The sequence below is a fragment of the Bacillus sp. NPDC060175 genome (assembly GCF_042728695.1).
Classification (GTDB): domain Bacteria; phylum Bacillota; class Bacilli; order Bacillales; family Bacillaceae_G; genus Bacillus_A.
In genome coordinates this window covers 11,117-33,600 of the sequence record NZ_JBHWYR010000030.1, presented here as the reverse complement: position 1 = coordinate 33,600, position 22,484 = coordinate 11,117, and the positions used below count along the sequence as shown (strand labels likewise).

The 22,484-nt window shown below is 40.7% G+C and carries 34 protein-coding genes and 1 pseudogene; all 35 read left to right on the top strand.

The window, feature by feature from the left end; genetic code table 11:
• Positions 1–18: 18 nt before the first annotated feature.
• Positions 19–3,630, top strand: coding sequence for a DNA-directed RNA polymerase subunit beta' (rpoC, locus tag ACFWDE_RS16185; RefSeq protein ID WP_377893333.1), 3,612 nt, complete (start codon positions 19–21; stop codon positions 3,628–3,630).
• Positions 3,631–3,743: 113 nt separating this feature from the next.
• Entirely contained in the window at positions 3,744–3,992 is a 249-nt protein-coding gene (locus ACFWDE_RS16180) for a 50S ribosomal protein L7ae-like protein (RefSeq protein WP_000121833.1), read from the top strand.
• A gap of 114 nt (positions 3,993–4,106) precedes the next feature.
• Complete coding sequence (gene rpsL / locus ACFWDE_RS16175) at positions 4,107–4,529, top strand: 30S ribosomal protein S12 (protein ID WP_001142341.1); 423 nt, start codon at positions 4,107–4,109, stop codon at positions 4,527–4,529.
• A 29-nt stretch (positions 4,530–4,558) separates the two neighbouring features.
• The gene (rpsG, locus tag ACFWDE_RS16170; RefSeq protein ID WP_002091511.1) at positions 4,559–5,029 is read left to right on the top strand and encodes a 30S ribosomal protein S7; all 471 of its coding nucleotides are present in this window, start codon (positions 4,559–4,561) and stop codon (positions 5,027–5,029) included.
• A gap of 206 nt (positions 5,030–5,235) precedes the next feature.
• Positions 5,236–7,314: an elongation factor G gene (fusA, locus tag ACFWDE_RS16165; protein WP_215554963.1), complete on the top strand. Its 2,079-nt coding sequence runs from the start codon at positions 5,236–5,238 to the stop codon at positions 7,312–7,314.
• Positions 7,315–7,431: 117 nt separating this feature from the next.
• Positions 7,432–8,622: an elongation factor Tu gene (gene tuf, locus ACFWDE_RS16160; RefSeq protein WP_002091518.1), complete on the top strand. Its 1,191-nt coding sequence runs from the start codon at positions 7,432–7,434 to the stop codon at positions 8,620–8,622.
• Between the two features lie 400 nt (positions 8,623–9,022).
• Positions 9,023–9,331, top strand: a complete 309-nt coding sequence (gene rpsJ / locus ACFWDE_RS16155; protein WP_001040595.1) for a 30S ribosomal protein S10 — start codon at positions 9,023–9,025, stop codon at positions 9,329–9,331.
• A gap of 34 nt (positions 9,332–9,365) precedes the next feature.
• Positions 9,366–9,998, top strand: a complete 633-nt coding sequence (gene rplC, locus ACFWDE_RS16150; protein WP_000160209.1) for a 50S ribosomal protein L3 — start codon at positions 9,366–9,368, stop codon at positions 9,996–9,998.
• A 25-nt stretch (positions 9,999–10,023) separates the two neighbouring features.
• Positions 10,024–10,647 carry a 50S ribosomal protein L4 gene (rplD, locus tag ACFWDE_RS16145; protein ID WP_001127261.1) on the top strand — a complete coding sequence of 208 codons (624 nt, stop codon included), beginning with the start codon at positions 10,024–10,026 and terminating at the stop codon, positions 10,645–10,647.
• Entirely contained in the window at positions 10,647–10,937 is a 291-nt protein-coding gene (gene rplW / locus ACFWDE_RS16140; RefSeq protein WP_001205557.1) for a 50S ribosomal protein L23, read from the top strand. The genes rplD and rplW overlap by 1 nt, the downstream gene beginning before the upstream one ends.
• 28 nt (positions 10,938–10,965) lie before the next feature.
• Positions 10,966–11,796 carry a 50S ribosomal protein L2 gene (gene rplB / locus ACFWDE_RS16135; protein ID WP_002091520.1) on the top strand — a complete coding sequence of 277 codons (831 nt, stop codon included), beginning with the start codon at positions 10,966–10,968 and terminating at the stop codon, positions 11,794–11,796.
• Positions 11,797–11,856: 60 nt separating this feature from the next.
• On the top strand, positions 11,857–12,135 hold the full coding sequence (gene rpsS, locus ACFWDE_RS16130; protein ID WP_000124452.1) for a 30S ribosomal protein S19: 279 nt from the start codon (positions 11,857–11,859) through the stop codon (positions 12,133–12,135).
• Between the two features lie 17 nt (positions 12,136–12,152).
• Entirely contained in the window at positions 12,153–12,494 is a 342-nt protein-coding gene (gene rplV / locus ACFWDE_RS16125) for a 50S ribosomal protein L22 (RefSeq protein ID WP_002009773.1), read from the top strand.
• 3 nt (positions 12,495–12,497) lie between these two features.
• A complete protein-coding gene (gene rpsC / locus ACFWDE_RS16120; RefSeq protein ID WP_341307900.1) occupies positions 12,498–13,157 on the top strand; it encodes a 30S ribosomal protein S3 in 660 nt (219 codons plus the stop codon).
• Between the two features lies 1 nt (position 13,158).
• Positions 13,159–13,593: a 50S ribosomal protein L16 gene (rplP, locus tag ACFWDE_RS16115; RefSeq protein ID WP_215554965.1), complete on the top strand. Its 435-nt coding sequence runs from the start codon at positions 13,159–13,161 to the stop codon at positions 13,591–13,593.
• Positions 13,583–13,783: a 50S ribosomal protein L29 gene (gene rpmC / locus ACFWDE_RS16110; protein ID WP_002091523.1), complete on the top strand. Its 201-nt coding sequence runs from the start codon at positions 13,583–13,585 to the stop codon at positions 13,781–13,783. The genes rplP and rpmC overlap by 11 nt, the downstream gene beginning before the upstream one ends.
• A gap of 20 nt (positions 13,784–13,803) precedes the next feature.
• Positions 13,804–14,067, top strand: coding sequence for a 30S ribosomal protein S17 (gene rpsQ / locus ACFWDE_RS16105; RefSeq protein ID WP_002091526.1), 264 nt, complete (start codon positions 13,804–13,806; stop codon positions 14,065–14,067).
• A 43-nt stretch (positions 14,068–14,110) separates the two neighbouring features.
• Complete coding sequence (rplN, locus tag ACFWDE_RS16100) at positions 14,111–14,479, top strand: 50S ribosomal protein L14 (protein WP_002063420.1); 369 nt, start codon at positions 14,111–14,113, stop codon at positions 14,477–14,479.
• A 38-nt stretch (positions 14,480–14,517) separates the two neighbouring features.
• A complete protein-coding gene (rplX, locus tag ACFWDE_RS16095) occupies positions 14,518–14,829 on the top strand; it encodes a 50S ribosomal protein L24 (RefSeq protein WP_000558201.1) in 312 nt (103 codons plus the stop codon).
• A 26-nt stretch (positions 14,830–14,855) separates the two neighbouring features.
• A complete protein-coding gene (rplE, locus tag ACFWDE_RS16090) occupies positions 14,856–15,395 on the top strand; it encodes a 50S ribosomal protein L5 (protein WP_002091528.1) in 540 nt (179 codons plus the stop codon).
• 33 nt (positions 15,396–15,428) lie between these two features.
• Complete coding sequence (rpsN, locus tag ACFWDE_RS16085) at positions 15,429–15,614, top strand: 30S ribosomal protein S14 (RefSeq protein WP_001085700.1); 186 nt, start codon at positions 15,429–15,431, stop codon at positions 15,612–15,614.
• 29 nt (positions 15,615–15,643) lie between these two features.
• Positions 15,644–16,042 carry a 30S ribosomal protein S8 gene (gene rpsH / locus ACFWDE_RS16080; RefSeq protein ID WP_002091529.1) on the top strand — a complete coding sequence of 133 codons (399 nt, stop codon included), beginning with the start codon at positions 15,644–15,646 and terminating at the stop codon, positions 16,040–16,042.
• 32 nt (positions 16,043–16,074) lie between these two features.
• Positions 16,075–16,614 carry a 50S ribosomal protein L6 gene (rplF, locus tag ACFWDE_RS16075; protein WP_002091531.1) on the top strand — a complete coding sequence of 180 codons (540 nt, stop codon included), beginning with the start codon at positions 16,075–16,077 and terminating at the stop codon, positions 16,612–16,614.
• Between the two features lie 31 nt (positions 16,615–16,645).
• Positions 16,646–17,008 (top strand): 50S ribosomal protein L18, encoded by a 363-nt coding sequence (gene rplR / locus ACFWDE_RS16070; protein ID WP_002009761.1) that lies wholly within the window; start codon positions 16,646–16,648, stop codon positions 17,006–17,008.
• A 21-nt stretch (positions 17,009–17,029) separates the two neighbouring features.
• Positions 17,030–17,530, top strand: coding sequence for a 30S ribosomal protein S5 (rpsE, locus tag ACFWDE_RS16065; protein WP_002063426.1), 501 nt, complete (start codon positions 17,030–17,032; stop codon positions 17,528–17,530).
• A gap of 13 nt (positions 17,531–17,543) precedes the next feature.
• Complete coding sequence (rpmD, locus tag ACFWDE_RS16060) at positions 17,544–17,726, top strand: 50S ribosomal protein L30 (protein ID WP_001085231.1); 183 nt, start codon at positions 17,544–17,546, stop codon at positions 17,724–17,726.
• Between the two features lie 33 nt (positions 17,727–17,759).
• Positions 17,760–18,200 carry a 50S ribosomal protein L15 gene (gene rplO, locus ACFWDE_RS16055; protein WP_002009754.1) on the top strand — a complete coding sequence of 147 codons (441 nt, stop codon included), beginning with the start codon at positions 17,760–17,762 and terminating at the stop codon, positions 18,198–18,200.
• The gene (gene secY / locus ACFWDE_RS16050; protein ID WP_002091534.1) at positions 18,200–19,501 is read left to right on the top strand and encodes a preprotein translocase subunit SecY; all 1,302 of its coding nucleotides are present in this window, start codon (positions 18,200–18,202) and stop codon (positions 19,499–19,501) included. The genes rplO and secY overlap by 1 nt, the downstream gene beginning before the upstream one ends.
• A gap of 54 nt (positions 19,502–19,555) precedes the next feature.
• The gene (locus ACFWDE_RS16045) at positions 19,556–20,206 is read left to right on the top strand and encodes an adenylate kinase (RefSeq protein WP_002091536.1); all 651 of its coding nucleotides are present in this window, start codon (positions 19,556–19,558) and stop codon (positions 20,204–20,206) included.
• Positions 20,206–20,952 carry a type I methionyl aminopeptidase gene (map, locus tag ACFWDE_RS16040; protein WP_002091537.1) on the top strand — a complete coding sequence of 249 codons (747 nt, stop codon included), beginning with the start codon at positions 20,206–20,208 and terminating at the stop codon, positions 20,950–20,952. Before ACFWDE_RS16045 ends, map begins: the two co-directional genes overlap by 1 nt.
• A gap of 68 nt (positions 20,953–21,020) precedes the next feature.
• Positions 21,021–21,239, top strand: coding sequence for a translation initiation factor IF-1 (gene infA / locus ACFWDE_RS16035; RefSeq protein WP_001029884.1), 219 nt, complete (start codon positions 21,021–21,023; stop codon positions 21,237–21,239).
• Positions 21,240–21,274: 35 nt separating this feature from the next.
• A complete protein-coding gene (rpmJ, locus tag ACFWDE_RS16030) occupies positions 21,275–21,388 on the top strand; it encodes a 50S ribosomal protein L36 (RefSeq protein ID WP_000868344.1) in 114 nt (37 codons plus the stop codon).
• 21 nt (positions 21,389–21,409) lie between these two features.
• Positions 21,410–21,775 carry a 30S ribosomal protein S13 gene (rpsM, locus tag ACFWDE_RS16025; RefSeq protein WP_002091539.1) on the top strand — a complete coding sequence of 122 codons (366 nt, stop codon included), beginning with the start codon at positions 21,410–21,412 and terminating at the stop codon, positions 21,773–21,775.
• 24 nt (positions 21,776–21,799) lie between these two features.
• Positions 21,800–22,189 carry a 30S ribosomal protein S11 gene (gene rpsK / locus ACFWDE_RS16020; RefSeq protein ID WP_002009745.1) on the top strand — a complete coding sequence of 130 codons (390 nt, stop codon included), beginning with the start codon at positions 21,800–21,802 and terminating at the stop codon, positions 22,187–22,189.
• A 180-nt stretch (positions 22,190–22,369) separates the two neighbouring features.
• Positions 22,370–22,484, top strand: a pseudogene (locus ACFWDE_RS16015) (DNA-directed RNA polymerase subunit alpha); the annotation flags it as partial.

Genomic DNA, 22,484 nt, shown 5'->3' with positions numbered 1-22,484 from the left:
AAAAGGGAGGTAGGCCCCTTGATAGATGTAAATAACTTTGAATATATGAAGATTGGACTTGCTTCACCTGACAAGATTCGTTCTTGGTCATACGGTGAAGTTAAGAAACCAGAAACAATTAACTATCGTACGTTAAAGCCTGAAAAAGATGGCTTGTTCTGTGAGCGTATTTTCGGACCACAAAAGGACTGGGAATGTCATTGCGGAAAATATAAACGTGTACGTTATAAAGGTGTAGTTTGTGATCGATGTGGCGTTGAAGTAACGCGTGCAAAAGTTCGTCGTGAACGTATGGGTCATATCGAATTAGCTGCTCCTGTATCTCATATTTGGTATTTCAAAGGTATCCCGAGCCGCATGGGACTTGTCTTAGACATGTCCCCTCGCGCGCTTGAAGAAGTAATTTATTTCGCTTCTTATGTTGTAACAGAAAGTGGAGATACACCACTTGATAAGAAGCAATTACTTTCTGAAAAAGAATACCGTGCATATCGTGATCGATATGGCAGTACATTCCATGCTGCTATGGGTGCAGAAGCGATTAAAAAATTACTGCAAGACATCGATTTAGATAAAGAAGTAGACTTCTTAAAGGAAGAATTAAAAACAGCACAAGGACAACGCCGTACTCGTGCTATTAAACGTCTAGAAGTATTAGAAGCATTCCGTAACTCTGGAAATCACCCATCTTGGATGATCTTAGAGGTTCTTCCAGTTATCCCACCAGAACTACGCCCGATGGTACAGTTAGATGGTGGACGTTTTGCTACTTCTGACTTAAACGACTTATATCGTCGTGTAATTAACCGTAACAACCGTTTAAAACGTCTATTGGACTTAGGTGCACCAAGCATCATCGTTCAAAACGAAAAACGCATGTTACAAGAAGCTGTAGACGCATTAATCGATAATGGTCGCCGCGGCCGTCCAGTTACTGGACCAGGTAACCGTCCATTAAAATCACTATCTCACATGCTTAAAGGTAAACAAGGACGTTTCCGTCAAAACTTATTAGGTAAACGTGTTGACTACTCTGGCCGTTCTGTAATCGTTGTAGGACCGAACTTAAAGATGTACCAATGTGGATTGCCGAAAGAAATGGCACTTGAATTGTTTAAACCTTTCGTTATGAAAGAGTTAGTTGGAAAAGGATTAGCACACAACATTAAGAGTGCTAAACGTAAAATCGAGCGTGTACACCCTGAAGTTTGGGACGTTTTAGAATCTGTGATCAAAGAGCATCCAGTACTTCTAAACCGCGCACCAACACTTCACCGTCTTGGTATCCAGGCGTTTGAACCTACACTAGTAGAAGGTCGTGCAATCCGTCTTCACCCACTTGTATGTACTGCATACAACGCGGACTTTGACGGTGACCAAATGGCGGTTCACGTTCCGTTATCATCAGAGGCACAAGCAGAAGCTCGTATTCTTATGTTAGCGGCACAAAACATCTTGAATCCAAAAGACGGAAAACCAGTTGTTACTCCATCTCAGGATATGGTATTAGGTAACTATTACTTAACACTTGAGCGCGAGGGTGCAATCGGTGAAGGTATGGTCTTCAAAGATGCAAACGAAGCAATACTTGCATACCAAAATGGATATGTACATCTGCACACACGTGTTGCAGTTGCTGCGAGTTCGGTAAATAATGTAACGTTTACTGAAGAGCAAAAGAGTAAGCTTCTATTAACAACAGTTGGTAAATTAATATTTAACGAAATCTTACCAGAGTCGTTCCCTTATATTAATGAACCAACAAACTCAAACCTTGAAAAAGAAACACCAGCGGAATATTTCGTTGAAAAAGGTGCGAACATTAAAGAAATTATTGCTAGTCGCGAAGAAGTGGCGCCATTTAGCAAGAAAATCCTTGGTAATATTATTGCGGAAGTATTCAAACGTTTCCAAATTACGGAAACATCTCGCATGCTTGACCGTATGAAAAACTTAGGATTTAAATACTCTACAAAAGCTGGTATTACAGTTGGGGTATCAGACATTCTTGTATTAGGCGAAAAAAATGAAATTCTCCATGAAGCACAAGCAAAAGTAGATAATGTAATTAAACAATTCCGTCGCGGTTTAATCACGGAAGAAGAACGTTACGATCGCGTTATCTCTATTTGGAGTAATGCAAAAGATGTTATCCAAGGAAAACTGATGAAATCCTTGAATAAACGCAACCCAATCTTCATGATGAGTGATTCCGGTGCCCGTGGTAACGCATCGAACTTTACTCAGCTTGCTGGTATGCGTGGTCTGATGGCCAATCCATCTGGTCGTATCATTGAGCTTCCGATCAAATCAAGTTTCCGTGAAGGTTTAACAGTGCTTGAGTACTTCATCTCTACGCATGGTGCGCGTAAAGGTCTTGCCGATACAGCACTTAAAACTGCCGATTCTGGTTACTTAACACGTCGTCTTGTAGACGTTGCACAAGATGTAATTGTTCGTCAAGATGATTGTGGAACAGATCGTGGTTTACTAATTGGTGCGATTAAAGAGGGTAATGAAGTTATTGAGTCACTATATGATCGTCTTGTTGGACGTTTTGCGAGAAAAACTGTAAAACATCCTGAAACAGGTGAAGTATTAATTACTGAAAATCAATTAATTACTGAAGATATTGCTCATATCGTTGAAAAGTCGGGTGTTGAAACTGTAAATATTCGTTCAGCGTTTACGTGTAATACTCGCCATGGTGTATGTAAGAAGTGTTACGGTCGCAACTTAGCAACTGGTACAGACGTAGAAGTAGGAGAGGCGGTAGGTATTATCGCAGCTCAATCTATCGGTGAGCCAGGTACACAGTTAACGATGCGTACGTTCCATACAGGTGGGGTTGCCGGAGATGATATCACACAAGGTTTACCTCGTATCCAAGAGATCTTCGAAGCTCGTAATCCGAAAGGTCAGGCAGTTATCAGTGAAATCGACGGTGTTATCGCAGCGATCAACGATGTTAAAGATCGCCAAGAAGTAGTTGTACAGGGTGAAGTTGAAGCTCGTACGTATGCTATTCCTTACGGTGCTCGTCTGAAAGTAACTCTAGGACAGCCAATTAGCCACGGTAAAGAGTTAACAGAAGGTTCTATTGATCCGAAGGAATTACTAAAAGTAACGGATATTACAGCAGTTCAAGAATACTTATTACGTGAAGTTCAAAAAGTATACCGTATGCAAGGGGTAGAAATTGGTGACAAACACGTAGAAGTAATGGTACGTCAAATGCTACGTAAAGTTCGTGTAAGTGATGCGGGTGAAACAGATGTATTACCAGGAACATTACTAGACATCCATCAGTTTACTGATGCGAATGCGAAGGTGTTACTGAAAGGTAAACAACCAGCAACAGCTAGACCGGTTCTACTTGGTATTACTAAAGCTTCACTTGAAACTGATTCGTTCTTATCTGCAGCATCGTTCCAAGAAACAACTCGTGTTCTAACAGATGCAGCAATTAAGGGTAAACGCGATGAGCTTCTAGGATTGAAAGAGAATGTTATTATCGGTAAGCTTGTTCCTGCTGGAACAGGTATGAATCGTTATCGCCAAGTGGATCTTGTAAAAACAACACAAGATAACATGAATGTAGAAAACGATGAAGTTTATGTGGAACAGTAAAATTTTCCGTCGTAAATTTTGTATAAAAACAGCTAATCCTAGTTGACATTGTATGAGACAAAATGTTACTATAATCAAGGTTGCTCCTGAACGATGCTTTGGAGGATATTTATATGTCTTATCAAAAAGTGTCAAATGCTGAAAATGTAGTCGTTGGTCATAAACGAACATTGGAAGCAATCAAAAATGGTATAGTTAAAGAAGTTGTTATTGCGGAAGATGCTGATGTGCGGTTAACCCATGTTATCATTCGTACTGCCTTGCAACATAACATACCCATAACCAAAGTTGAATCAGTTCGTAAGCTTGGAAAAGTTTCGGGGATTCAAGTGGGAGCTTCAGCAATAGGAATAATAAGTTAAAACTGTTTTTGTGAGGAGAGAGCATTTGCTCTTCCTTGCAAAAACTTTGTTTTCAACTAATAATGAACCACCTGGATATGTGGTCATACAAACATGCGAAGGGAGGATAAACAAATGCCTACTATTAACCAATTAGTGAGAAATGGTCGTACTGATAAAGTATGGAAGTCTAAATCACCTGCGTTAAACAAAGGTTTTAATTCTTTAAAGAAAAAATCAACTGATATCTCTGCACCTCAAAAACGTGGTGTGTGTACTCGTGTTGGTACAATGACTCCGAAGAAACCTAACTCAGCGTTACGTAAATACGCTCGTGTACGTTTAACAAATGGTATTGAAGTTACAGCTTACATCCCAGGTATCGGTCATAACCTACAAGAGCATAGCGTAGTATTAATTCGCGGTGGTCGAGTAAAGGATTTACCAGGGGTACGTTACCACATCGTTCGTGGTGCGCTTGATACAGCTGGTGTTGACAAACGTATGCAAGGACGTTCTAAATATGGTACTAAGCGACCAAAACCTGCTAAAAAATAATAAACTTATAATGAAAGGAGGAACTCAATATGCCTCGTAAAGGACCTGTTGCGAAACGTGACGTGTTACCAGATCCAATGTACAATTCTAAGCTTGTAACACGCCTAATCAACAAAATGATGGTTGACGGTAAAAAAGGTAAATCTCAAACAATTCTTTATAACGCTTTCGATATCGTTCGTGAACGTTCAGATAAAGAACCAATGGAAGTATTCGAGCAAGCTCTTAAGAACATCATGCCTGTTCTTGAAGTACGCGCTCGTCGTGTTGGTGGTGCTAACTACCAAGTTCCGGTTGAGGTTCGTCCAGAACGCCGTACAACTTTAGGTCTTCGCTGGTTAGTAAACTATGCTCGTCTTCGTGGTGAAAAAACTATGGAAGAGCGTCTAGCTTACGAAATCTTAGATGCATCTAACAACGCTGGTGCAGCTGTTAAGAAACGTGAAGACACTCATAAAATGGCAGAAGCTAACAAAGCATTTGCTCATTACCGTTGGTAGGATTCAACGTAAAATAAAAGTAAGCATAAACCGCTTTATTTGTCGCTTATGGAAGTGTGGAGAGGGAGAATGCCTCTCCCTTTCGTTGGGCGCTCGTTTTACATAATGAGGGTACTGGACACTGGCATATGTAACAATATAAAGTGGCTTTTTTGCTACTTAAAATAAAATAATCCAATCCATATATGGAAGGAGCAAGACACCAAATGACTAGAGAGTTCTCTTTAGGAAACACTCGTAATATTGGTATCATGGCTCACATCGATGCTGGTAAAACAACAGCAACTGAGCGTATTCTGTATTACACAGGACGTATTCATAAAATCGGTGAAACTCATGAAGGTGCATCTCAGATGGACTGGATGGAGCAAGAGCAAGAACGTGGTATCACAATTACTTCTGCTGCAACTACAGCACAATGGAAAGGTCACCGTGTAAATATCATTGACACTCCAGGACACGTAGATTTCACAGTAGAAGTAGAACGTTCTTTACGCGTACTTGATGGTGCAGTAGCAGTACTTGATGCACAATCTGGTGTAGAACCACAAACAGAAACTGTTTGGCGTCAGGCTACTACTTATGGTGTACCTCGTATCGTATTCGTTAACAAAATGGATAAGATTGGTGCAGATTTCTTATACTCTGTAGGAACAATCCACGATCGTTTACAAGCAAACGCACATCCAATTCAGTTACCAATCGGTGCTGAAGACGAGTTCAATGGTATCATTGACCTTGTTGAAGAGTGTGCTTACATGTACAGTAACGATTTAGGAACAGACATCGAGCGTGTTGAAATTCCTGAAGAGCACAAAGAATTAGCTGAAGAATACCGTGGAAAACTTATTGAAGCGGTAGCTGAGCTTGATGAAGAAATGATGATGAAGTACCTAGAAGGTGAAGAAATCACTGTAGAAGAGCTTAAAGCTGGTATCCGTAAGGCTACAACTTCTGTTGAATTCTTCCCAGTAATCTGTGGTTCTGCATTCAAAAATAAAGGTGTTCAAATTCTGTTAGACGCAGTTATTGACTACCTACCATCTCCATTAGATGTACCTGCTATTAAAGGTACTCTTCCGGATACAGAAGAAGCTATCGAGCGTAAGTCTAGCGATGAAGAACCATTCGCAGCTCTAGCATTCAAAATCATGACTGACCCTTATGTTGGTAAATTAACGTTCTTCCGTGTGTACTCTGGTGTGTTAAATGCTGGATCATACGTGAGAAATTCAACTAAAGGTAAGCGTGAGCGTGTAGGTCGTATCCTACAAATGCACGCTAACAGCCGTGAAGAGATTTCAACAGTTTACGCTGGTGATATCGCTGCTGCTGTAGGTTTAAAAGATACTACTACTGGTGATACTCTTTGTGACGAGAAGAGCCTTGTTATCCTTGAGTCTATGGAATTCCCAGAGCCAGTTATCTCTGTAGCTATCGAACCGAAATCTAAAGCTGACCAAGATAAAATGGGTACAGCATTATCTAAGCTTTCTGAAGAAGATCCAACATTCCGTGCTCACACTGACCAAGAAACTGGCCAAACAATCATCGCTGGTATGGGTGAACTTCACCTTGATATCATCGTTGACCGTATGCGCCGTGAATTCAAAGTGGAAGCAAACGTTGGTGCTCCTCAGGTAGCATATCGTGAGACTTTCCGCGCTGCTGCGAAAGTTGAAGGTAAGTTCGCTCGTCAATCTGGTGGTCGTGGACAATTCGGTCACGTTTGGATTGAGTTTGAACCTAATGAAGAAGGTAAAGGATTCGAATTCCAAAACAAGGTTGTCGGCGGTGTAGTTCCACGTGAATACATCCCAGCTGTTGGAGCGGGTCTTGAAGACTCACTTAAAAATGGTGTACTAGCTGGTTATCCACTAGTTGACATTAAAGCTGCGTTAGTTGACGGATCTTACCATGATGTTGACTCCTCTGAGATGGCGTTCAAAATCGCTGCATCTATGGCGCTTAAAGCTGCGGTTTCTAAATGTAGCCCAGTAATTCTTGAGCCAATGATGAAAGTTGAAGTTGTAATTCCTGAAGAGTACATGGGTGACATTATGGGTGACGTAACATCTCGTCGTGGCCGTGTAGAAGGTATGGAAGCTCGCGGTAACGCACAAGTTGTTCGCGCTATGGTTCCACTTTCTGAAATGTTCGGTTATGCAACGGCATTACGTTCTAACACTCAAGGACGCGGAACATTCTCAATGACATTTGATCATTATGAAGAAGTACCGAAGTCTGTTTCAGAAGAAATTATTAAAAAAAATAAAGGTGAATAATTGATTTTTATCGATTGTTCAAGTATAACTACTTATGTAAGCTTAGAAAGTGAGGCTTATGTCTCGCTTTCTAGTCTAAATATAAAATAACCTATATAAACTAAGGAGGAATTTAGAATGGCTAAAGCTAAATTCGAACGTTCTAAACCCCATGTTAACATCGGTACAATCGGCCACGTTGACCATGGTAAAACTACATTAACTGCTGCGATCACTACAGTTCTTGCAAAAGCTGGTGGTGCTGAAGCACGCGGATACGATCAAATCGACGCTGCTCCAGAAGAAAGAGAGCGCGGAATCACAATCTCAACTGCACACGTTGAGTACGAAACTGAAACTCGTCACTATGCACACGTTGACTGCCCAGGTCATGCTGACTATGTTAAAAACATGATCACTGGTGCTGCTCAAATGGACGGCGGTATCTTAGTAGTATCTGCTGCTGATGGCCCAATGCCTCAAACACGTGAGCACATCCTTCTTTCTCGTCAAGTAGGTGTTCCTTACATCGTTGTATTCTTAAACAAATGCGACATGGTAGACGACGAAGAATTATTAGAATTAGTTGAAATGGAAGTTCGCGACCTATTATCTGAATACGGATTCCCAGGCGACGATATTCCTGTAATTAAAGGTTCTGCTCTTAAAGCTCTTCAAGGAGAAGCTGAGTGGGAAGAAAAAATCATCGAATTAATGGCTGAAGTTGATGCTTACATCCCAACTCCAGAACGTGAAACTGACAAACCATTCTTAATGCCTATCGAGGATGTATTCTCTATCACAGGTCGTGGTACAGTTGCAACTGGTCGTGTTGAGCGTGGAATCGTTAAAGTTGGTGACGTAGTAGAAATCATCGGTCTTGCTGAAGAGAATGCTACTACAACTGTAACTGGTGTAGAAATGTTCCGTAAGCTTCTTGACCAAGCTCAAGCTGGAGACAACATCGGTGCTCTACTTCGTGGGGTTGCTCGTGAAGACATCCAACGTGGACAAGTTCTTGCTAAAACTGGCTCTGTAAAAGCACACGCTAAATTCAAAGCTGAAGTTTTCGTATTATCTAAAGAAGAAGGTGGACGTCATACTCCATTCTTCGCTAACTACCGTCCACAGTTCTACTTCCGTACAACTGACGTAACTGGTATCATCCAATTACCAGAAGGTACTGAAATGGTAATGCCTGGTGACAACATCGAAATGACTATCGAACTTATCGCTCCAATCGCTATCGAAGAGGGAACTAAATTCTCTATTCGTGAAGGTGGACGTACAGTAGGTTACGGTGTAGTTGCTACAATCGTTGCTGAGTAGTCTTTAATTAGATTATTAAAAACTCAAGGGATTCTCCCTTGAGTTTTTTTATTGCTTATTACTATAGAAGAAAGAGATGCATTTTCTATTTTTGGATGAGTTTCTTCTATAGTATATAAAACGAAAGTAACACCCAAAAACTGTAAGTTAAATAAGAGTAGATGAAAACTTGATATTCTTTAAAGTGCCATGTATAATAGCAAAAGTAGAGAAAAGCAGATGCAAACAAAAAGATGCTTGCATCTAGACGAATAACATTGTATAATAGACAATGTTGGTCTTTGACTGCGATGAAGTGGAAGGTTGCTGACACACCCGGCCGCTTTGCCATGGCATGGTGTGGGGAAATTTCCATGGAGAAGGTCTATTTTAGAAATAGGCGAACGAAGGAGGGAAAATAATGGCAAAAGAAAAAATTCGTATCCGTTTAAAAGCTTATGATCACCGTATTCTTGATCAATCAGCTGAGAAAATTGTAGAAACAGCTAAGCGTTCTGGGGCAACAGTTTCTGGTCCGATCCCATTACCAACTGAGAAGACTATTTACACAATTCTTCGTGCTGTTCATAAGTACAAAGATTCTCGTGAACAATTCGAAATGCGCACGCACAAACGTCTAATCGACATCGTGAGTCCTACTCCGCAAACAGTAGATTCATTAATGCGTTTAGACTTACCATCTGGTGTAGATATCGAAATCAAATTATAAATTATATAACTTAAAAATGTAGGAGGTGTAACTCATGACCAAAGGAATCTTAGGAAGAAAGATCGGTATGACTCAAGTATTTGCTGAGAACGGTGAGTTAATCCCAGTAACGGTAATCGCTGCTAATCCAAACGTTGTTCTTCAAAAGAAAACAACTGAAACTGATGGCTACAACGCAATTCAGTTAGGATTTGAAGATAAACGTGAAAAGTTAACTAACAAACCTGAACAAGGCCACACTGCTAAAGCATCTACAACTCCTAAGCGCTTCATTCGCGAAATCCGCGATGCAGACGTGGACGGATTAGAGGTTGGTCAAGAGGTAAAAGTTGAAGTTTTCGCTGCAGGTGAAATCGTTGACGTAACAGGAATTTCTAAAGGTAAAGGTTTCCAAGGTGTTATTAAACGCCACGGACAATCTCGCGGACCTATGTCTCATGGTTCTCGCTATCACCGTCGTCCAGGTTCAATGGGGCCAGTTGCTCCGAACCGTGTATTCAAAGGCAAAAAACTTGCTGGACGTATGGGTGGAGACCAAGTTACTATCCAAAACTTAGAAATCGTTCAAGTTGACACTGAGCGCAACTTATTACTAGTAAAAGGTAACGTTCCAGGTGCTAAGAAATCTCTTGTAGTTGTTCAAGGCGCTGTGAAGGTTAGCAAATAATTCACAATAGGAAGGAGGAATTCCAATGCCAAAAGTTACTGTATATAACCAAACTGGTTCACAGGTTGGTGAAATCGAATTAGCTGAAGCTATTTTCGGTATCGAACCAAATGAAGCTGTACTATTTGAAGCTGTAATGATGCAACGTGCATCTTTACGTCAAGGTACACATAAAGTAAAAACTCGCTCTGAAGTTCGTGGTGGTGGTCGTAAACCATGGCGTCAAAAAGGAACTGGACGTGCTCGTCAAGGTTCTATCCGCTCTCCTCAATGGCGTGGTGGTGGTACGGTATTCGGACCTACACCAAGAAGCTATGCGTACAAACTTCCTAAGAAAGTTCGTCGTTTAGCAATCAAATCTGCATTAGCTACTAAAGTAGTAGAGAACAACATTGTAGTTCTTGAAGACCTAGTGTTAAATGCACCAAAAACAAAAGACATGGTAGCAGTACTTAAAGGATTAACTGTTGAGAAGAAAGCTCTTATCGTAACTGCTGATGCAAACGAATCTGTAGAGTTATCTGCTCGCAATATCCCAGGAGTAACAGTAATCACTGCTGATGGCGTAAATGTGCTAGATGTGCTTCATCATGATAAGCTAATCATGACAAAAGCGGCAGTGGAAAAAGTAGAGGAGGTGCTTGCATAATGAGAGATCCTCGTGATATCATTAAGCGCCCAGTTATCACTGAACGTTCTATGGAAATGATGGCTGAAAAAAAATACACGTTCGACGTGGACGTTAAATCTAATAAAACAGAAGTTAAAGACGCGATAGAAGCGATCTTTGGTGTTAATGTAGACAAAGTAAATATCATGAACTACAAGCCGAAAGCAAAACGCGTTGGTCGTCACGCTGGTTTTACTAGCCGTCGTCGTAAAGCAATCGTTAAGCTAACTGCTGACAGCAAAGAAATCGAAATCTTCCAAGGCGTTTAATTCTTACTAAAGAAGGAGGGAAATTGAGATGGGAATTAAAAAGTATAATCCAACTACTAACGGTCGTCGTAACATGACTACGAATGATTTCGCTGAAATCACGACCGACAGACCGGAAAAGTCTTTACTTGCTCCTTTAAGCAAACAGGCTGGTCGTAATAACCAAGGTAAAATTACTGTACGTCATCAAGGTGGCGGACATAAGCGTCAATACCGTATCATCGACTTTAAGCGTAACAAAGATGGAATTCCAGGACGCGTTGCTACGATCGAATATGATCCAAACCGCTCTGCGAATATCGCATTAATTAATTACGTTGACGGTGAAAAACGTTACATTCTTGCTCCTAAAACTTTAGAAGTAGGTATGGAAATTATGTCTGGCCCTGAAGCTGACATTAAAATCGGTAACGCATTACCATTAATCAACATTCCAGTAGGTACTGTTGTTCATAACATCGAGCTTAAGCCTGGTCGTGGCGGACAATTAGTTCGTTCTGCTGGTACATCTGCTCAAGTACTTGGTAAAGAAGGAAAATACGTACTTGTACGTTTAACTTCTGGTGAAGTACGTTTAGTATTATCTGCTTGTCGCGCTTCAATCGGTCAAGTTGGTAACGAACAACACGAACTTATCAAAATCGGTAAAGCAGGTCGCTCTCGCTGGTTAGGTAAGCGCCCAACAGTTCGTGGTTCTGTAATGAACCCGGTTGATCATCCACACGGTGGTGGTGAAGGTCGCTCTCCAATCGGACGTAAGTCTCCAATGTCTCCATGGGGTAAACCAACTCTTGGATTCAAGACTCGTAAGAAAAACAAAGCGTCTGATAAATTTATCGTTCGTCGTCGTAAAAAATAATGGGATTGTAGTACGGTTCGCTTCAAGAACCGTACGCCAATCACGAAGGGAGGCACCAAAATGGCTCGTAGCTTAAAAAAAGGACCATTTGTCGATGATCACTTAATGAACAAAATGGAAAAATTAGTTGCATCTGAGCAAAAACAAGTTGTTAAAACTTGGTCTCGCCGTTCAACAATCTTCCCTCAGTTCATCGGACATACAATTGCTGTATATGATGGTCGTAAACACGTACCTGTGTACATCACTGAGGATATGGTTGGCCATAAGTTAGGTGAATTCGCACCAACTCGTACGTATAAAGGTCACCTTGCTGACGATAAGAAAACTAGAAGATAATGAGAGGAGGCACTTCAATGCAAGCTAAAGCAGTAGTGAGAACAGTTCGTATTGCTCCTCGTAAGGTTCGTTTAGTAGTAGACTTAATCCGAGGTAAGCAAGTGGGTGAAGCGATTGCTATCCTTAACCACACACCAAAAACTGCTTCTCCAGTTGTAGAAAAAGTTTTAAAATCTGCAATCGCAAATGCAGAGCACAATTATGAGATGGATATTAACAACCTAGTTGTTGAAAAAGTCTTCGTTGACGAAGGTCCAACGTTGAAACGTTTCCGTCCACGTGCAATGGGTCGTGCAAGCCAAATTAACAAACGCACAAGCCACATCACAGTTGTGGTATCAGAAAAGAAGGAGGGATAATCGATGGGTCAGAAGGTTAATCCAATTGGTCTTCGTGTCGGTATTATCCGCGACTGGGAATCTCGTTGGTTCGCTGAGAAAGATTATGCTACGTTATTACATGAAGACATCAAAATCCGTGAGTACATTGCTGTACGCTTAAAAGATTCTGCTGTTGCTAAAGTAGAAATCGAACGTGCAGCAAATCGTGTAAATGTTACAATTCACACTGCGAAACCTGGTATGGTAATTGGTAAAGGTGGTACTGAAGTTGAAGCGCTTCGTAAAGCTCTTAACCAATTAACAGGCAAGCGTGTACACATCAACATTTTAGAAGTTAAGAGAGCTGATCTTAACGCTAAATTAGTAGGCGAAAACATCGCTCGTCAATTAGAAAACCGTGTATCATTCCGTCGTGCACAAAAGCAAGTTATTCAACGTGCTATGCGTGCAGGAGCAAAAGGTATTAAAACACAGGTTTCTGGTCGTCTTGGCGGAGCTGATATCGCTCGTGCAGAATCTTACAGTGAAGGAACTGTTCCACTTCATACACTTCGCGCTGATATTGACTATGCAGCAGTTGAAGCTGATACAACATACGGTAAATTAGGCGTAAAAGTATGGATCTACCGTGGAGAAGTCCTTCCTACAAAAAAGAAAGCTTCTGAGGAAGGAGGAAAATAATATGTTAATGCCTAAACGCGTAAAATATCGTAGAGAGCATCGTGGTAAAATGCGTGGTCGTGCAAAAGGTGGAACTGAAATCGCTTTTGGTGAATTCGGTTTACAAGCACTAGCTGCTTCATGGATTACAAACCGTCAAATCGAAGCTGCTCGTCGTGCAATGACTCGTCAAATGAAACGTGGCGGTAAAGTATGGATTAAAATTTTCCCTTCTAAACCTTACACTGCAAAACCTTTAGAAGTACGTATGGGTTCCGGTAAAGGGGCACCAGAAGGCTGGGTAGCAGTAGTAAAACCTGGGAAAATTATGTTTGAAATTGCGGGTGTATCTGAAGAGGTAGCACGTGAAGCATTACGTCTTGCAGCTCACAAATTACCAATTAAATGTAAATTCGTAAAACGTGAAGTAAATGGTGGTGAATCTAATGAAAACTAATGATATTCGTGAATTAACCACTGCCGAAATCGAAACAAAAGTTAAAGCTTTAAAGGAAGAGTTGTTTAATCTTCGCTTCCAACTTGCTACAGGACAATTAGAGAATCCGACTCGCATCCGTGAAGTACGTAAAGCGATTGCTCGTATGAAAACTGTAGTTTGTGAAAGAGAGATCGGAATTAATCGATAAATTGAGGGGAGGTTTGCATAGTGAGCGAACGTAACCAACGCAAAGTTTATACTGGTCGTGTTGTTTCTGACAAAATGGACAAAACGATTACAGTTTTAGTTGAAACTTACAAAACTCATTCCTTGTACGGAAAACGTGTTAAGTATTCTAAAAAGTATAAAGCCCATGATGAGCAAAACCAAGCGAAACTTGGCGATATCGTTAAAATCATGGAAACTCGCCCGCTTTCTGCTACTAAGCGTTTCCGTTTAGTTGAAATCGTTGAAGAAGCGGTTGTTATCTAAATAGACGAATCGGAATTTTTAGTCCGAAGGGAGGTTTCATAACATGATCCAACAAGAATCTCGTTTGAAAGTTGCTGACAACTCTGGTGCCCGCGAACTTTTAACAATTAAAGTATTAGGCGGCTCTGGTCGTAAATATGCTTATATTGGTGATATTATCGTTGCTACGGTAAAACAAGCAACACCAGGTGGCGTTGTTAAAAAAGGTGACGTTGTTAAGGCAGTAGTGGTACGTACGAAGAGCGGAGCTCGTCGTCCGGACGGTTCTTACATTAAATTTGATGAAAACGCAGCGGTTATCATCAAAGACGATAAGAGCCCACGTGGTACTCGTATCTTCGGACCAGTAGCTCGTGAATTACGTGATAGCAACTTCATGAAGATCGTTTCTTTAGCTCCAGAAGTTCTATAATTTAAGGTATTGCCTTGCTAAGGAGGTGCAGAATTAAGATGCATGTAAAAAAAGGTGATAAAGTTCAGGTAATCACTGGTAAAGACAAAGGAAAACAAGGTGTTATCCTTGTGGCTTTCCCAAAGCAAAACCGTGTTATCGTTGAGGGTGTTAATATCGTTAAAAAACACTCTAAGCCATCTCAATTAAATCCACAAGGTGGAATTATTACGAAAGAAGCACCTATTCACGTTTCTAATGTTATGGTATTAGATCCGAAAACAGGCGAACCTACTCGCGTAGGCTTCAAAGTAGAAGATGGTAAAAAAGTGCGTATTGCAAAAAAATCTGGTGAATTATTAGATAAATAATTTTCTTAAGAAAGGAGGTCACTTCATTGAATCGCCTTAAAGAGAAGTTCCAAAAGGAAATTACTCCTGCTCTAATGAGCAAGTTTAACTATAAATCTGTGATGGAAGTACCGAAAATCGAAAAGATCGTAATCAACACTGGTGTTGGTGACGCGGTATCTAACTCAAAAGCTTTAGACAATGCAGTAGAAGAATTAACTCAAATCGCAGGTCAAAAACCTGTTGTAACTCGCGCTAAAAAATCAATCGCTGGTTTCCGTCTTCGTGAAGGTATGCCAATCGGTGCGAAAGTAACTTTACGCGGTCAGCAAATGTATGAGTTCTTCGATAAATTAGTATCAGTTTCTTTACCACGTGTACGTGATTTCCGTGGTGTTTCTAAGAAATCATTTGATGGTCGTGGGAACTACACATTAGGTGTTAAAGAGCAACTAATTTTTCCTGAGATTGATTATGATAAAGTAAGTAAAGTCCGAGGTATGGACATCGTAATCGTTACTACAGCGAAAACTGATGAAGAAGCTCGTGAACTTTTAACACAATTCGGTATGCCATTCCAAAAATAATGGAAGCCAACGCTAAGTAGAGGAGGCGAAAACGTGGCTAAAAAATCTATGATCGCGAAACAAAAGCGTACTCCTAAGTTTAAAGTACAAGAGTATACACGTTGCGAACGCTGCGGTCGTCCGCATTCTGTATACCGCAAATTTAAGCTTTGTCGTATTTGTTTCCGTGAACTTGCATATAAAGGTCAAATTCCTGGTGTTAAAAAAGCTAGTTGGTAAAACCCACAAATGGGAAGGAGGTAAAACACATGGTGATGACAGATCCAATTGCAGACATGCTTACTCGCATCCGTAATGCGAACATGGTACGTCATGAGAAATTAGAGGTTCCTGCTTCTAAAATCAAAAAAGAGATCGCTGATCTTTTAAAACGTGAAGGTTTCATTCGTGATGTAGAATACATCGGGGATAACAAACAAGGTATCCTTCGTATTTTCCTGAAATATGGTGCAAACAATGAACGTGTAATCACTGGATTAAAACGTATCAGTAAACCTGGCTTACGCGTTTACGCAAAAGCTGATGAAGTACCTCGTGTACTTAACGGATTAGGTATCGCTCTTGTTTCTACATCTAAGGGAGTAATGACAGACAAAGACGCTCGTCAATTACAAACTGGTGGAGAAGTAGTAGCATACGTTTGGTAATATATATTTAAAACGAACGGAGGTGTGACCACATGTCTCGTATTGGTAAAAAGATTCTTGAAATCCCTGCAGGTGTTACTATTACAGTTGCAGAAGACAATACTGTAACAGTAAAAGGCCCTAAAGGTGAATTAACTCGTACTTTCAAAACTAATATGTCTATCAAAATTGAAGAAAATACACTAACAGTTGAGCGTCCATCTGATCAGAAGGAACACCGTGCATTACACGGTACAACTCGTGCTTTAATCGGAAACATGGTTGAAGGTGTAACTACAGGTTTTGCACGCGGACTTGAATTAGTCGGTGTTGGTTACCGTGCTCAAAAACAAGGTGATAAACTTGTTTTAAGCGTAGGTTATTCTCATCCAGTAGAAATGACTCCAGAAGCAGGACTTGAAGTTGAAGTACCTGTACCAACTAAAATCGTAATTAAAGGTATCGACAAGCAACGTGTTGGCGAATTTGCTGCTAACATCCGTGCTGTACGTGCTCCTGAACCATATAAAGGTAAAGGTATTCGTTACGAAGGCGAAGTTGTTCGTCGTAAAGAAGGTAAAACTGCTAAGTAAACCCGTTAGGTGAAAGAAAGGAGTGACAAGAATGATCACTAAAGCTGCTAAAAATGCGACTCGTAAGAAAAGACATGCACGTGTACGTGCTAAACTTACTGGTACTGCAGAACGTCCACGTTTAAACGTGTACCGTTCTAACCAACATATTTACGCTCAAGTTATTGATGATGTAAATGGTGTAACATTAGTAAGTGCATCTACTCTTGATAAAGACCTTGCTCTTAACGGTACTAGCAATACTGAAGCTGCTACGAAAGTTGGAGAATCAGTTGCTAAGCGTGCTGTAGAGAAAGGCGTTAAAGAAGTAGTATTTGATCGCGGTGGTTACTTATACCATGGCCGTGTTAAAGCTCTAGCTGAAGCTGCTCGTGAGGCTGGATTACAATTTTAATGGTCAAAGGAGGGAAAATTGATGCAACGCATTGACCCAAGTAAATTAGAACTTGAAGAACGTGTAGTTACGATAAATCGTGTCGCGAAAGTTGTTAAGGGTGGTCGTCGTTTCCGCTTTGCTGCACTAGTTGTAGTTGGCGATAAAAACGGTCATGTTGGATTCGGTACTGGTAAAGCACAAGAGGTACCAGACGCAATCCGTAAAGCTATCGAAGACGCTAAGAAAAACCTAATCGCAGTACCATTAGTTGGTACAACAATTCCACATACAATCAACGGTCATTTTGGAGCTGGTGAAGTATTCTTAAAACCTGCTGCTGAAGGTACTGGTGTTATTGCTGGTGGACCTGTTCGTGCGGTACTAGAATTAGCTGGTGTACAAGATATTCTTTCGAAATCTCTTGGTACTAACACACCAATCAACATGATTCGCGCTACTGTGAACGGATTAAGCGAACTTAAGCGCGCTGAAGATGTTGCAAAATTACGCGGTAAATCTGTAGAAGAGCTACTAGGTTAAGGAGGGAAAACAAATGGCGAAAAAGTTAGAAATTACCCTCACTCGTAGTGTAATTGGTCGTCCACAAGATCAACGTGCGACGGTAGAAGCTTTAGGTCTTAAAAAGTTGAATTCAACTGTAGTTAAGGAAGAAACTCCTGCTATTCTTGGTATGATCAACAAAGTTTCTCACCTTATAACTGTAAAAGAAGCTTAAGGATAACTCATTAATATAAGGAGGTGCCTGGGAATGAAACTTCATGAATTAAAACCTGCAGAAGGTTCTCGTAAAGTACGTAACCGTGTGGGCCGTGGTATCGGTTCTGGTAACGGTAAAACTGCTGGTAGAGGTCATAAAGGACAAAACGCACGTTCTGGCGGCGGTGTTCGTCTTGGCTTCGAAGGTGGTCAAACTCCACTATTCCGTCGTTTACCAAAACGCGGCTTCACAAACATTAACCGTAAAGAGTTTACTATTGTAAACTTATCAACGTTAAATCGTTTTGAAGATGGTACAGAAGTAACACCTGAATTATTGCTGGAAACTGGCGTTATCAGCAAGTTAAACGACGGTGTTAAAATTCTTGCAAGCGGAGCAGTAGAGAAAAAATTAACTGTTAAAGCGCACAAGTTCTCTTCAAGTGCTAAAGAAGCAATTGAAGCAGCTGGCGGATCAGTTGAGGTGATCTAATGTTTCGTACAATCTCCAACTTTATGCGCGTTGCTGAGATAAGACGTAAAATATTATTCACTTTAGCGATGTTAGTCGTATTCAGGATTGGCACGTTTATCCCAGTGCCATTTACAAATGGAGACGTACTGAAAGCACAAGATCAATTAAATGCCTTAGGTATCCTAAATACATTTGGCGGTGGCGCCTTGAAGAACTTCTCCATCTTCGCGATGGGAATCATGCCGTATATTACAGCATCCATCATCGTGCAATTATTGCAGATGGATGTTGTTCCTAAATTTTCGGAATGGTCGAAGCAAGGCGAAATGGGCCGTCGTAAACTAACGCAATTCACGCGTTACTTTACAATTGTTCTTGCGTTTATTCAGGGGTTTGGTATGTCAATCGGTTTTAACGGTATGGTAGGTGGGCAATTAATTTTGAATCCAGGTTGGAGCACTTATTTATACATTGCTACGGTACTGACTGCTGGTACTGCATTTTTAATGTGGTTAGGTGAGCAGATTACATCTAAAGGTGTAGGTAATGGTATTTCCATCCTTATCTTTGGTGGTATTGCCGCGGCGATCCCAAGTGTTATATCTCAAGTGTATCAACAACAGTTTCAAAATATCGGAGATCAATTGTTCATGAGTATCGTTAAAGTTGCATTGATTTTACTAGCTGTGCTAGCAGTTATTGTTGGTGTTATTTTCATTCAACAGGCTGTTAGAAAGATCCCAATTCAATACGCGAAGCGTGTAACAGGAGGGAATGGGAATCATGCTGGAGCACAAAACACTCATTTACCACTTAAGGTAAATAGTGCGGGTGTTATTCCAGTCATTTTTGCTGTTTCATTCTTAATTACGCCTCCAACTATTGCACAGTTCTTCCCGAAACATGATGTATCGCAGTGGATTATTGCAAACTTTAACTATTCTCACCCAGTGGGAATGATCATATATGTTGCGCTCATTGTGGCCTTCACATACTTCTATGCATTTGTTCAGGTTAATCCAGAGCAAATGTCAGAGAATCTAAACAAGCAAGGTGGATATGTTCCAGGTATTCGTCCGGGTAAGAATACAGAACAATATCTAACAAAAATCTTGTATCGTTTGACCTTTGTGGGATCAATTTTCCTAGCAGCGATTGCAATCTTACCAGTTATCTTTACGAAATTGGGAAATCTTCCTCCATCTGCACAGATTGGTGGAACGAGTATGTTAATCGTTGTCGGCGTTGCTTTAGAAACAATGAAGCAGCTAGAAAGCCAATTAGTAAAACGCCATTACAAAGGGTTTATCAAGCAGTGAGTAAGTGGGAAGAATTATCTTCCCTACATGCTCATGTACTGAGGGGGAACAAGGATGAACTTAATTTTAATGGGGCTTCCTGGTGCTGGTAAAGGTACACAAGCCGAACAGATTGTTGCCAAGTATAACATCCCTCACATCTCAACGGGAGATATGTTCCGTGCAGCTATGAAGGCTGAAACTGAACTTGGTTTACAAGCAAAATCTTTTATTGATAAAGGTGCGCTTGTTCCAGATGAAGTTACAATCGGAATTGTTCGTGAACGTTTAAGTCAAGAAGACTGTATTAAAGGATTCTTATTAGATGGTTTCCCACGAACTGTTGCACAAGCATCAGCTCTTGAAGAGATTATGAAAGATCTTGGCAAAAAAATCGATTATGTTTTAAACATTAATGTGGATTCAGGGTTGTTATTAACACGCCTTACAGGTCGTCGCATTTGTAAAGAGTGCGGTGCGACTTACCACTTAGAATTCAATCCGCCAGCAAAAGCTGATGTGTGCGATAAATGTGGTGGCGAATTATATCAACGCTCTGATGACAACGAGGAAACTGTAGCAAATCGTTTAGATGTAAATATTAAGCAAACAAAACCTTTGCTTGATTTCTACGGGGAGCTTGGTTACTTAGAAAGCATTAATGGTGAGCAAGATATCAATAAAGTATTTGCTGATATCGATGTTCTCATCGGGTGCTTAGCGTAATGATCATCTGCAAAACTCCTCGCGAGATAGAAATCATGCGAGAAGCTGGCAGGATCGTTGCTTTAACTCATCAAGAGTTGAAACAACATATTACTCCAGGAATTACAACGAAAGAGCTCAATCAAATAGCGGAAAAGACGATTCGAAAATATGGTGCTACGCCATCTTTTAAAGGATATAACGGATTTCCGGGGAGCATATGTGCTTCTGTAAATGAAGAGCTTGTACACGGGATTCCAGGGAAGCGTAAGCTCGAAGAGGGCGATATCATCAGTATCGATATTGGTGCGAAATACAATGGGTACCATGGAGATTCTGCATGGACGTATCCAGTTGGAAACATTTCTGAATCTGTTCAAAAGTTACTTGATGTCACAGAAAAATCGTTGTATCTTGGTCTAGAACAAGTAAAACCAGGCGAAAGATTATCAAATATCTCACATGCGGTTCAAACCCATGCTGAAGAGAATGGATTCTCGATTGTTAGGGAGTATGTTGGTCACGGAATCGGGCAAGACTTACATGAGGACCCTCAAATCCCGCACTATGGTCCACCAAATAGAGGCCCTAGATTAAAGCCGGGAATGGTCATCTGTGTTGAGCCGATGGTGAATCAAGGAAGACGATATGTAAAAACACTATCTGATGACTGGACAGTGGTAACGGTAGATGGTAAATGGTGTGCCCACTTTGAGCACACGATTGCTCTTACAGAAGCAGGATACGAAATCCTTACCACTTTATAAGTAGCTGGCTCTCCGGGATTTCAGAGCAGTGTAAAATGTTACTGATTTGAAGAAGGGAGAACTATTGAATGGCTAAAGATGATGTAATTGAAGTCGAAGGTACCGTTCTTGAAACGTTGCCAAATGCTATGTTCAAAGTAGAATTAGAGAATGGGCATGTCGTATTGGCTCACGTTTCTGGTAAAATCCGTATGAACTTCATTCGTATTTTACCAGGAGACAAAGTTACGGTAGAATTATCTCCGTACGATTTAAATCGTGGTCGTATTACGTACCGTTTTAAATAATATAGCACTCCGTAATCTTTAAGGAGGTTCGAGACATGAAAGTAAGACCGTCAGTTAAACCAATCTGCGAAAAATGTAAAGTTATTCGTAGACGTGGAAAAGTAATGGTTATTTGTGAAAACCCTAAACATAAACAAAAACAAGGTTAATCAGAAGGAGGTGCATTCAGAATGGCACGTATCGCAGGTGTAGATATTCCTCGTGACAAGCGCGTTGTTATTTCTTTAACTTACGTATTCGGCATTGGTCGCCCAACTGCTGAAAAAATCATTACAGAAGCTGGTATTTCTTCGGAAGCACGAGTTCGTGATTTATCGGAAGATGAATTAGGACGTATCCGTGATATCATCGATCGTATTAAAGTTGAGGGAGACCTTCGTCGTGAAGTATCTCTTAACATTAAACGTCTAATGGAGATCGGTTCTTACCGTGGTCTTCGTCACCGTCGTGGTTTACCAGTTCGTGGTCAAAACTCTAAAAACAATGCTCGTACACGTAAAGGTCCACGTCGTACAGTAGCAAATAAAAAGAAATAATAAGTAAAGGAGGTTGAACTAACAATGGCACGTAAAACAAACACTCGTAAAAAACGTGTGAAAAAGAATATTGAAGCTGGTATAGCTCATATTCGTTCTACTTTCAACAACACAATCGTAACACTTACAGATACTCACGGTAACGCACTTTCTTGGTCTAGTGCTGGTGCACTTGGTTTCCGTGGATCTCGTAAATCTACTCCATTCGCTGCGCAAATGGCTGCTGAAGCTGCTTCTAAAGTTGCAATGGAGCATGGTTTAAAAACTTTAGAGGTTACTGTTAAAGGTCCTGGTGCTGGTCGTGAAGCTGCAATTCGTGCTCTTCAAGCGGCAGGTCTAGAAGTAACAGCAATTAGAGATGTTACTCCAGTTCCTCATAATGGATGTCGTCCACCAAAACGTCGTCGTGTGTAATTTTTCTGTATAGAATTTTCCCTTTTGTCTATAATGGATATGATGCATTATCGAGAAATTTCGTACAGAAACATCGCTTGTTGTGCACAATCGGGAACTGCCTAAGGGGGACTTTCGGTTAAACAGAGGTTCTTCCTTTGTTTAACCGGGGTTTCGACGTTTTGAAGGAGGGTTTAGTTAATGATTGAAATCGAAAAACCGAAAATCGAAACGGTTGAACTTAACGAAGATGCTAAGTATGGCAAATTCGTGATTGAACCGCTTGAGCGTGGATATGGTACTACTTTGGGTCACT

What these genes read in the sequence shown, in the direction of transcription:
- ACFWDE_RS16180 (WP_000121833.1), top strand. Translation starts at nt 3,744, where the DNA reads ATGTCTTATCAAAAAGTGTCAAATGCTGAAAATGTAGTCGTTGGTCAT.
- rpsL (WP_001142341.1), top strand. Translation starts at nt 4,107, where the DNA reads ATGCCTACTATTAACCAATTAGTGAGAAATGGTCGTACTGATAAAGTA.
- rpsG (WP_002091511.1), top strand. Translation starts at nt 4,559, where the DNA reads ATGCCTCGTAAAGGACCTGTTGCGAAACGTGACGTGTTACCAGATCCA.
- fusA (WP_215554963.1), top strand. Translation starts at nt 5,236, where the DNA reads ATGACTAGAGAGTTCTCTTTAGGAAACACTCGTAATATTGGTATCATG.
- tuf (WP_002091518.1), top strand. Translation starts at nt 7,432, where the DNA reads ATGGCTAAAGCTAAATTCGAACGTTCTAAACCCCATGTTAACATCGGT.
- rpsJ (WP_001040595.1), top strand. Translation starts at nt 9,023, where the DNA reads ATGGCAAAAGAAAAAATTCGTATCCGTTTAAAAGCTTATGATCACCGT.
- rplC (WP_000160209.1), top strand. Translation starts at nt 9,366, where the DNA reads ATGACCAAAGGAATCTTAGGAAGAAAGATCGGTATGACTCAAGTATTT.
- rplD (WP_001127261.1), top strand. Translation starts at nt 10,024, where the DNA reads ATGCCAAAAGTTACTGTATATAACCAAACTGGTTCACAGGTTGGTGAA.
- rplW (WP_001205557.1), top strand. Translation starts at nt 10,647, where the DNA reads ATGAGAGATCCTCGTGATATCATTAAGCGCCCAGTTATCACTGAACGT.
- rplB (WP_002091520.1), top strand. Translation starts at nt 10,966, where the DNA reads ATGGGAATTAAAAAGTATAATCCAACTACTAACGGTCGTCGTAACATG.
- rpsS (WP_000124452.1), top strand. Translation starts at nt 11,857, where the DNA reads ATGGCTCGTAGCTTAAAAAAAGGACCATTTGTCGATGATCACTTAATG.
- rplV (WP_002009773.1), top strand. Translation starts at nt 12,153, where the DNA reads ATGCAAGCTAAAGCAGTAGTGAGAACAGTTCGTATTGCTCCTCGTAAG.
- rpsC (WP_341307900.1), top strand. Translation starts at nt 12,498, where the DNA reads ATGGGTCAGAAGGTTAATCCAATTGGTCTTCGTGTCGGTATTATCCGC.
- rplP (WP_215554965.1), top strand. Translation starts at nt 13,159, where the DNA reads ATGTTAATGCCTAAACGCGTAAAATATCGTAGAGAGCATCGTGGTAAA.
- rpmC (WP_002091523.1), top strand. Translation starts at nt 13,583, where the DNA reads ATGAAAACTAATGATATTCGTGAATTAACCACTGCCGAAATCGAAACA.
- rplN (WP_002063420.1), top strand. Translation starts at nt 14,111, where the DNA reads ATGATCCAACAAGAATCTCGTTTGAAAGTTGCTGACAACTCTGGTGCC.
- rplX (WP_000558201.1), top strand. Translation starts at nt 14,518, where the DNA reads ATGCATGTAAAAAAAGGTGATAAAGTTCAGGTAATCACTGGTAAAGAC.
- rpsH (WP_002091529.1), top strand. Translation starts at nt 15,644, where the DNA reads ATGGTGATGACAGATCCAATTGCAGACATGCTTACTCGCATCCGTAAT.
- rplF (WP_002091531.1), top strand. Translation starts at nt 16,075, where the DNA reads ATGTCTCGTATTGGTAAAAAGATTCTTGAAATCCCTGCAGGTGTTACT.
- rplR (WP_002009761.1), top strand. Translation starts at nt 16,646, where the DNA reads ATGATCACTAAAGCTGCTAAAAATGCGACTCGTAAGAAAAGACATGCA.
- rpsE (WP_002063426.1), top strand. Translation starts at nt 17,030, where the DNA reads ATGCAACGCATTGACCCAAGTAAATTAGAACTTGAAGAACGTGTAGTT.
- rpmD (WP_001085231.1), top strand. Translation starts at nt 17,544, where the DNA reads ATGGCGAAAAAGTTAGAAATTACCCTCACTCGTAGTGTAATTGGTCGT.
- rplO (WP_002009754.1), top strand. Translation starts at nt 17,760, where the DNA reads ATGAAACTTCATGAATTAAAACCTGCAGAAGGTTCTCGTAAAGTACGT.
- secY (WP_002091534.1), top strand. Translation starts at nt 18,200, where the DNA reads ATGTTTCGTACAATCTCCAACTTTATGCGCGTTGCTGAGATAAGACGT.
- ACFWDE_RS16045 (WP_002091536.1), top strand. Translation starts at nt 19,556, where the DNA reads ATGAACTTAATTTTAATGGGGCTTCCTGGTGCTGGTAAAGGTACACAA.
- map (WP_002091537.1), top strand. Translation starts at nt 20,206, where the DNA reads ATGATCATCTGCAAAACTCCTCGCGAGATAGAAATCATGCGAGAAGCT.
- infA (WP_001029884.1), top strand. Translation starts at nt 21,021, where the DNA reads ATGGCTAAAGATGATGTAATTGAAGTCGAAGGTACCGTTCTTGAAACG.
- rpmJ (WP_000868344.1), top strand. Translation starts at nt 21,275, where the DNA reads ATGAAAGTAAGACCGTCAGTTAAACCAATCTGCGAAAAATGTAAAGTT.
- rpsM (WP_002091539.1), top strand. Translation starts at nt 21,410, where the DNA reads ATGGCACGTATCGCAGGTGTAGATATTCCTCGTGACAAGCGCGTTGTT.
- rpsK (WP_002009745.1), top strand. Translation starts at nt 21,800, where the DNA reads ATGGCACGTAAAACAAACACTCGTAAAAAACGTGTGAAAAAGAATATT.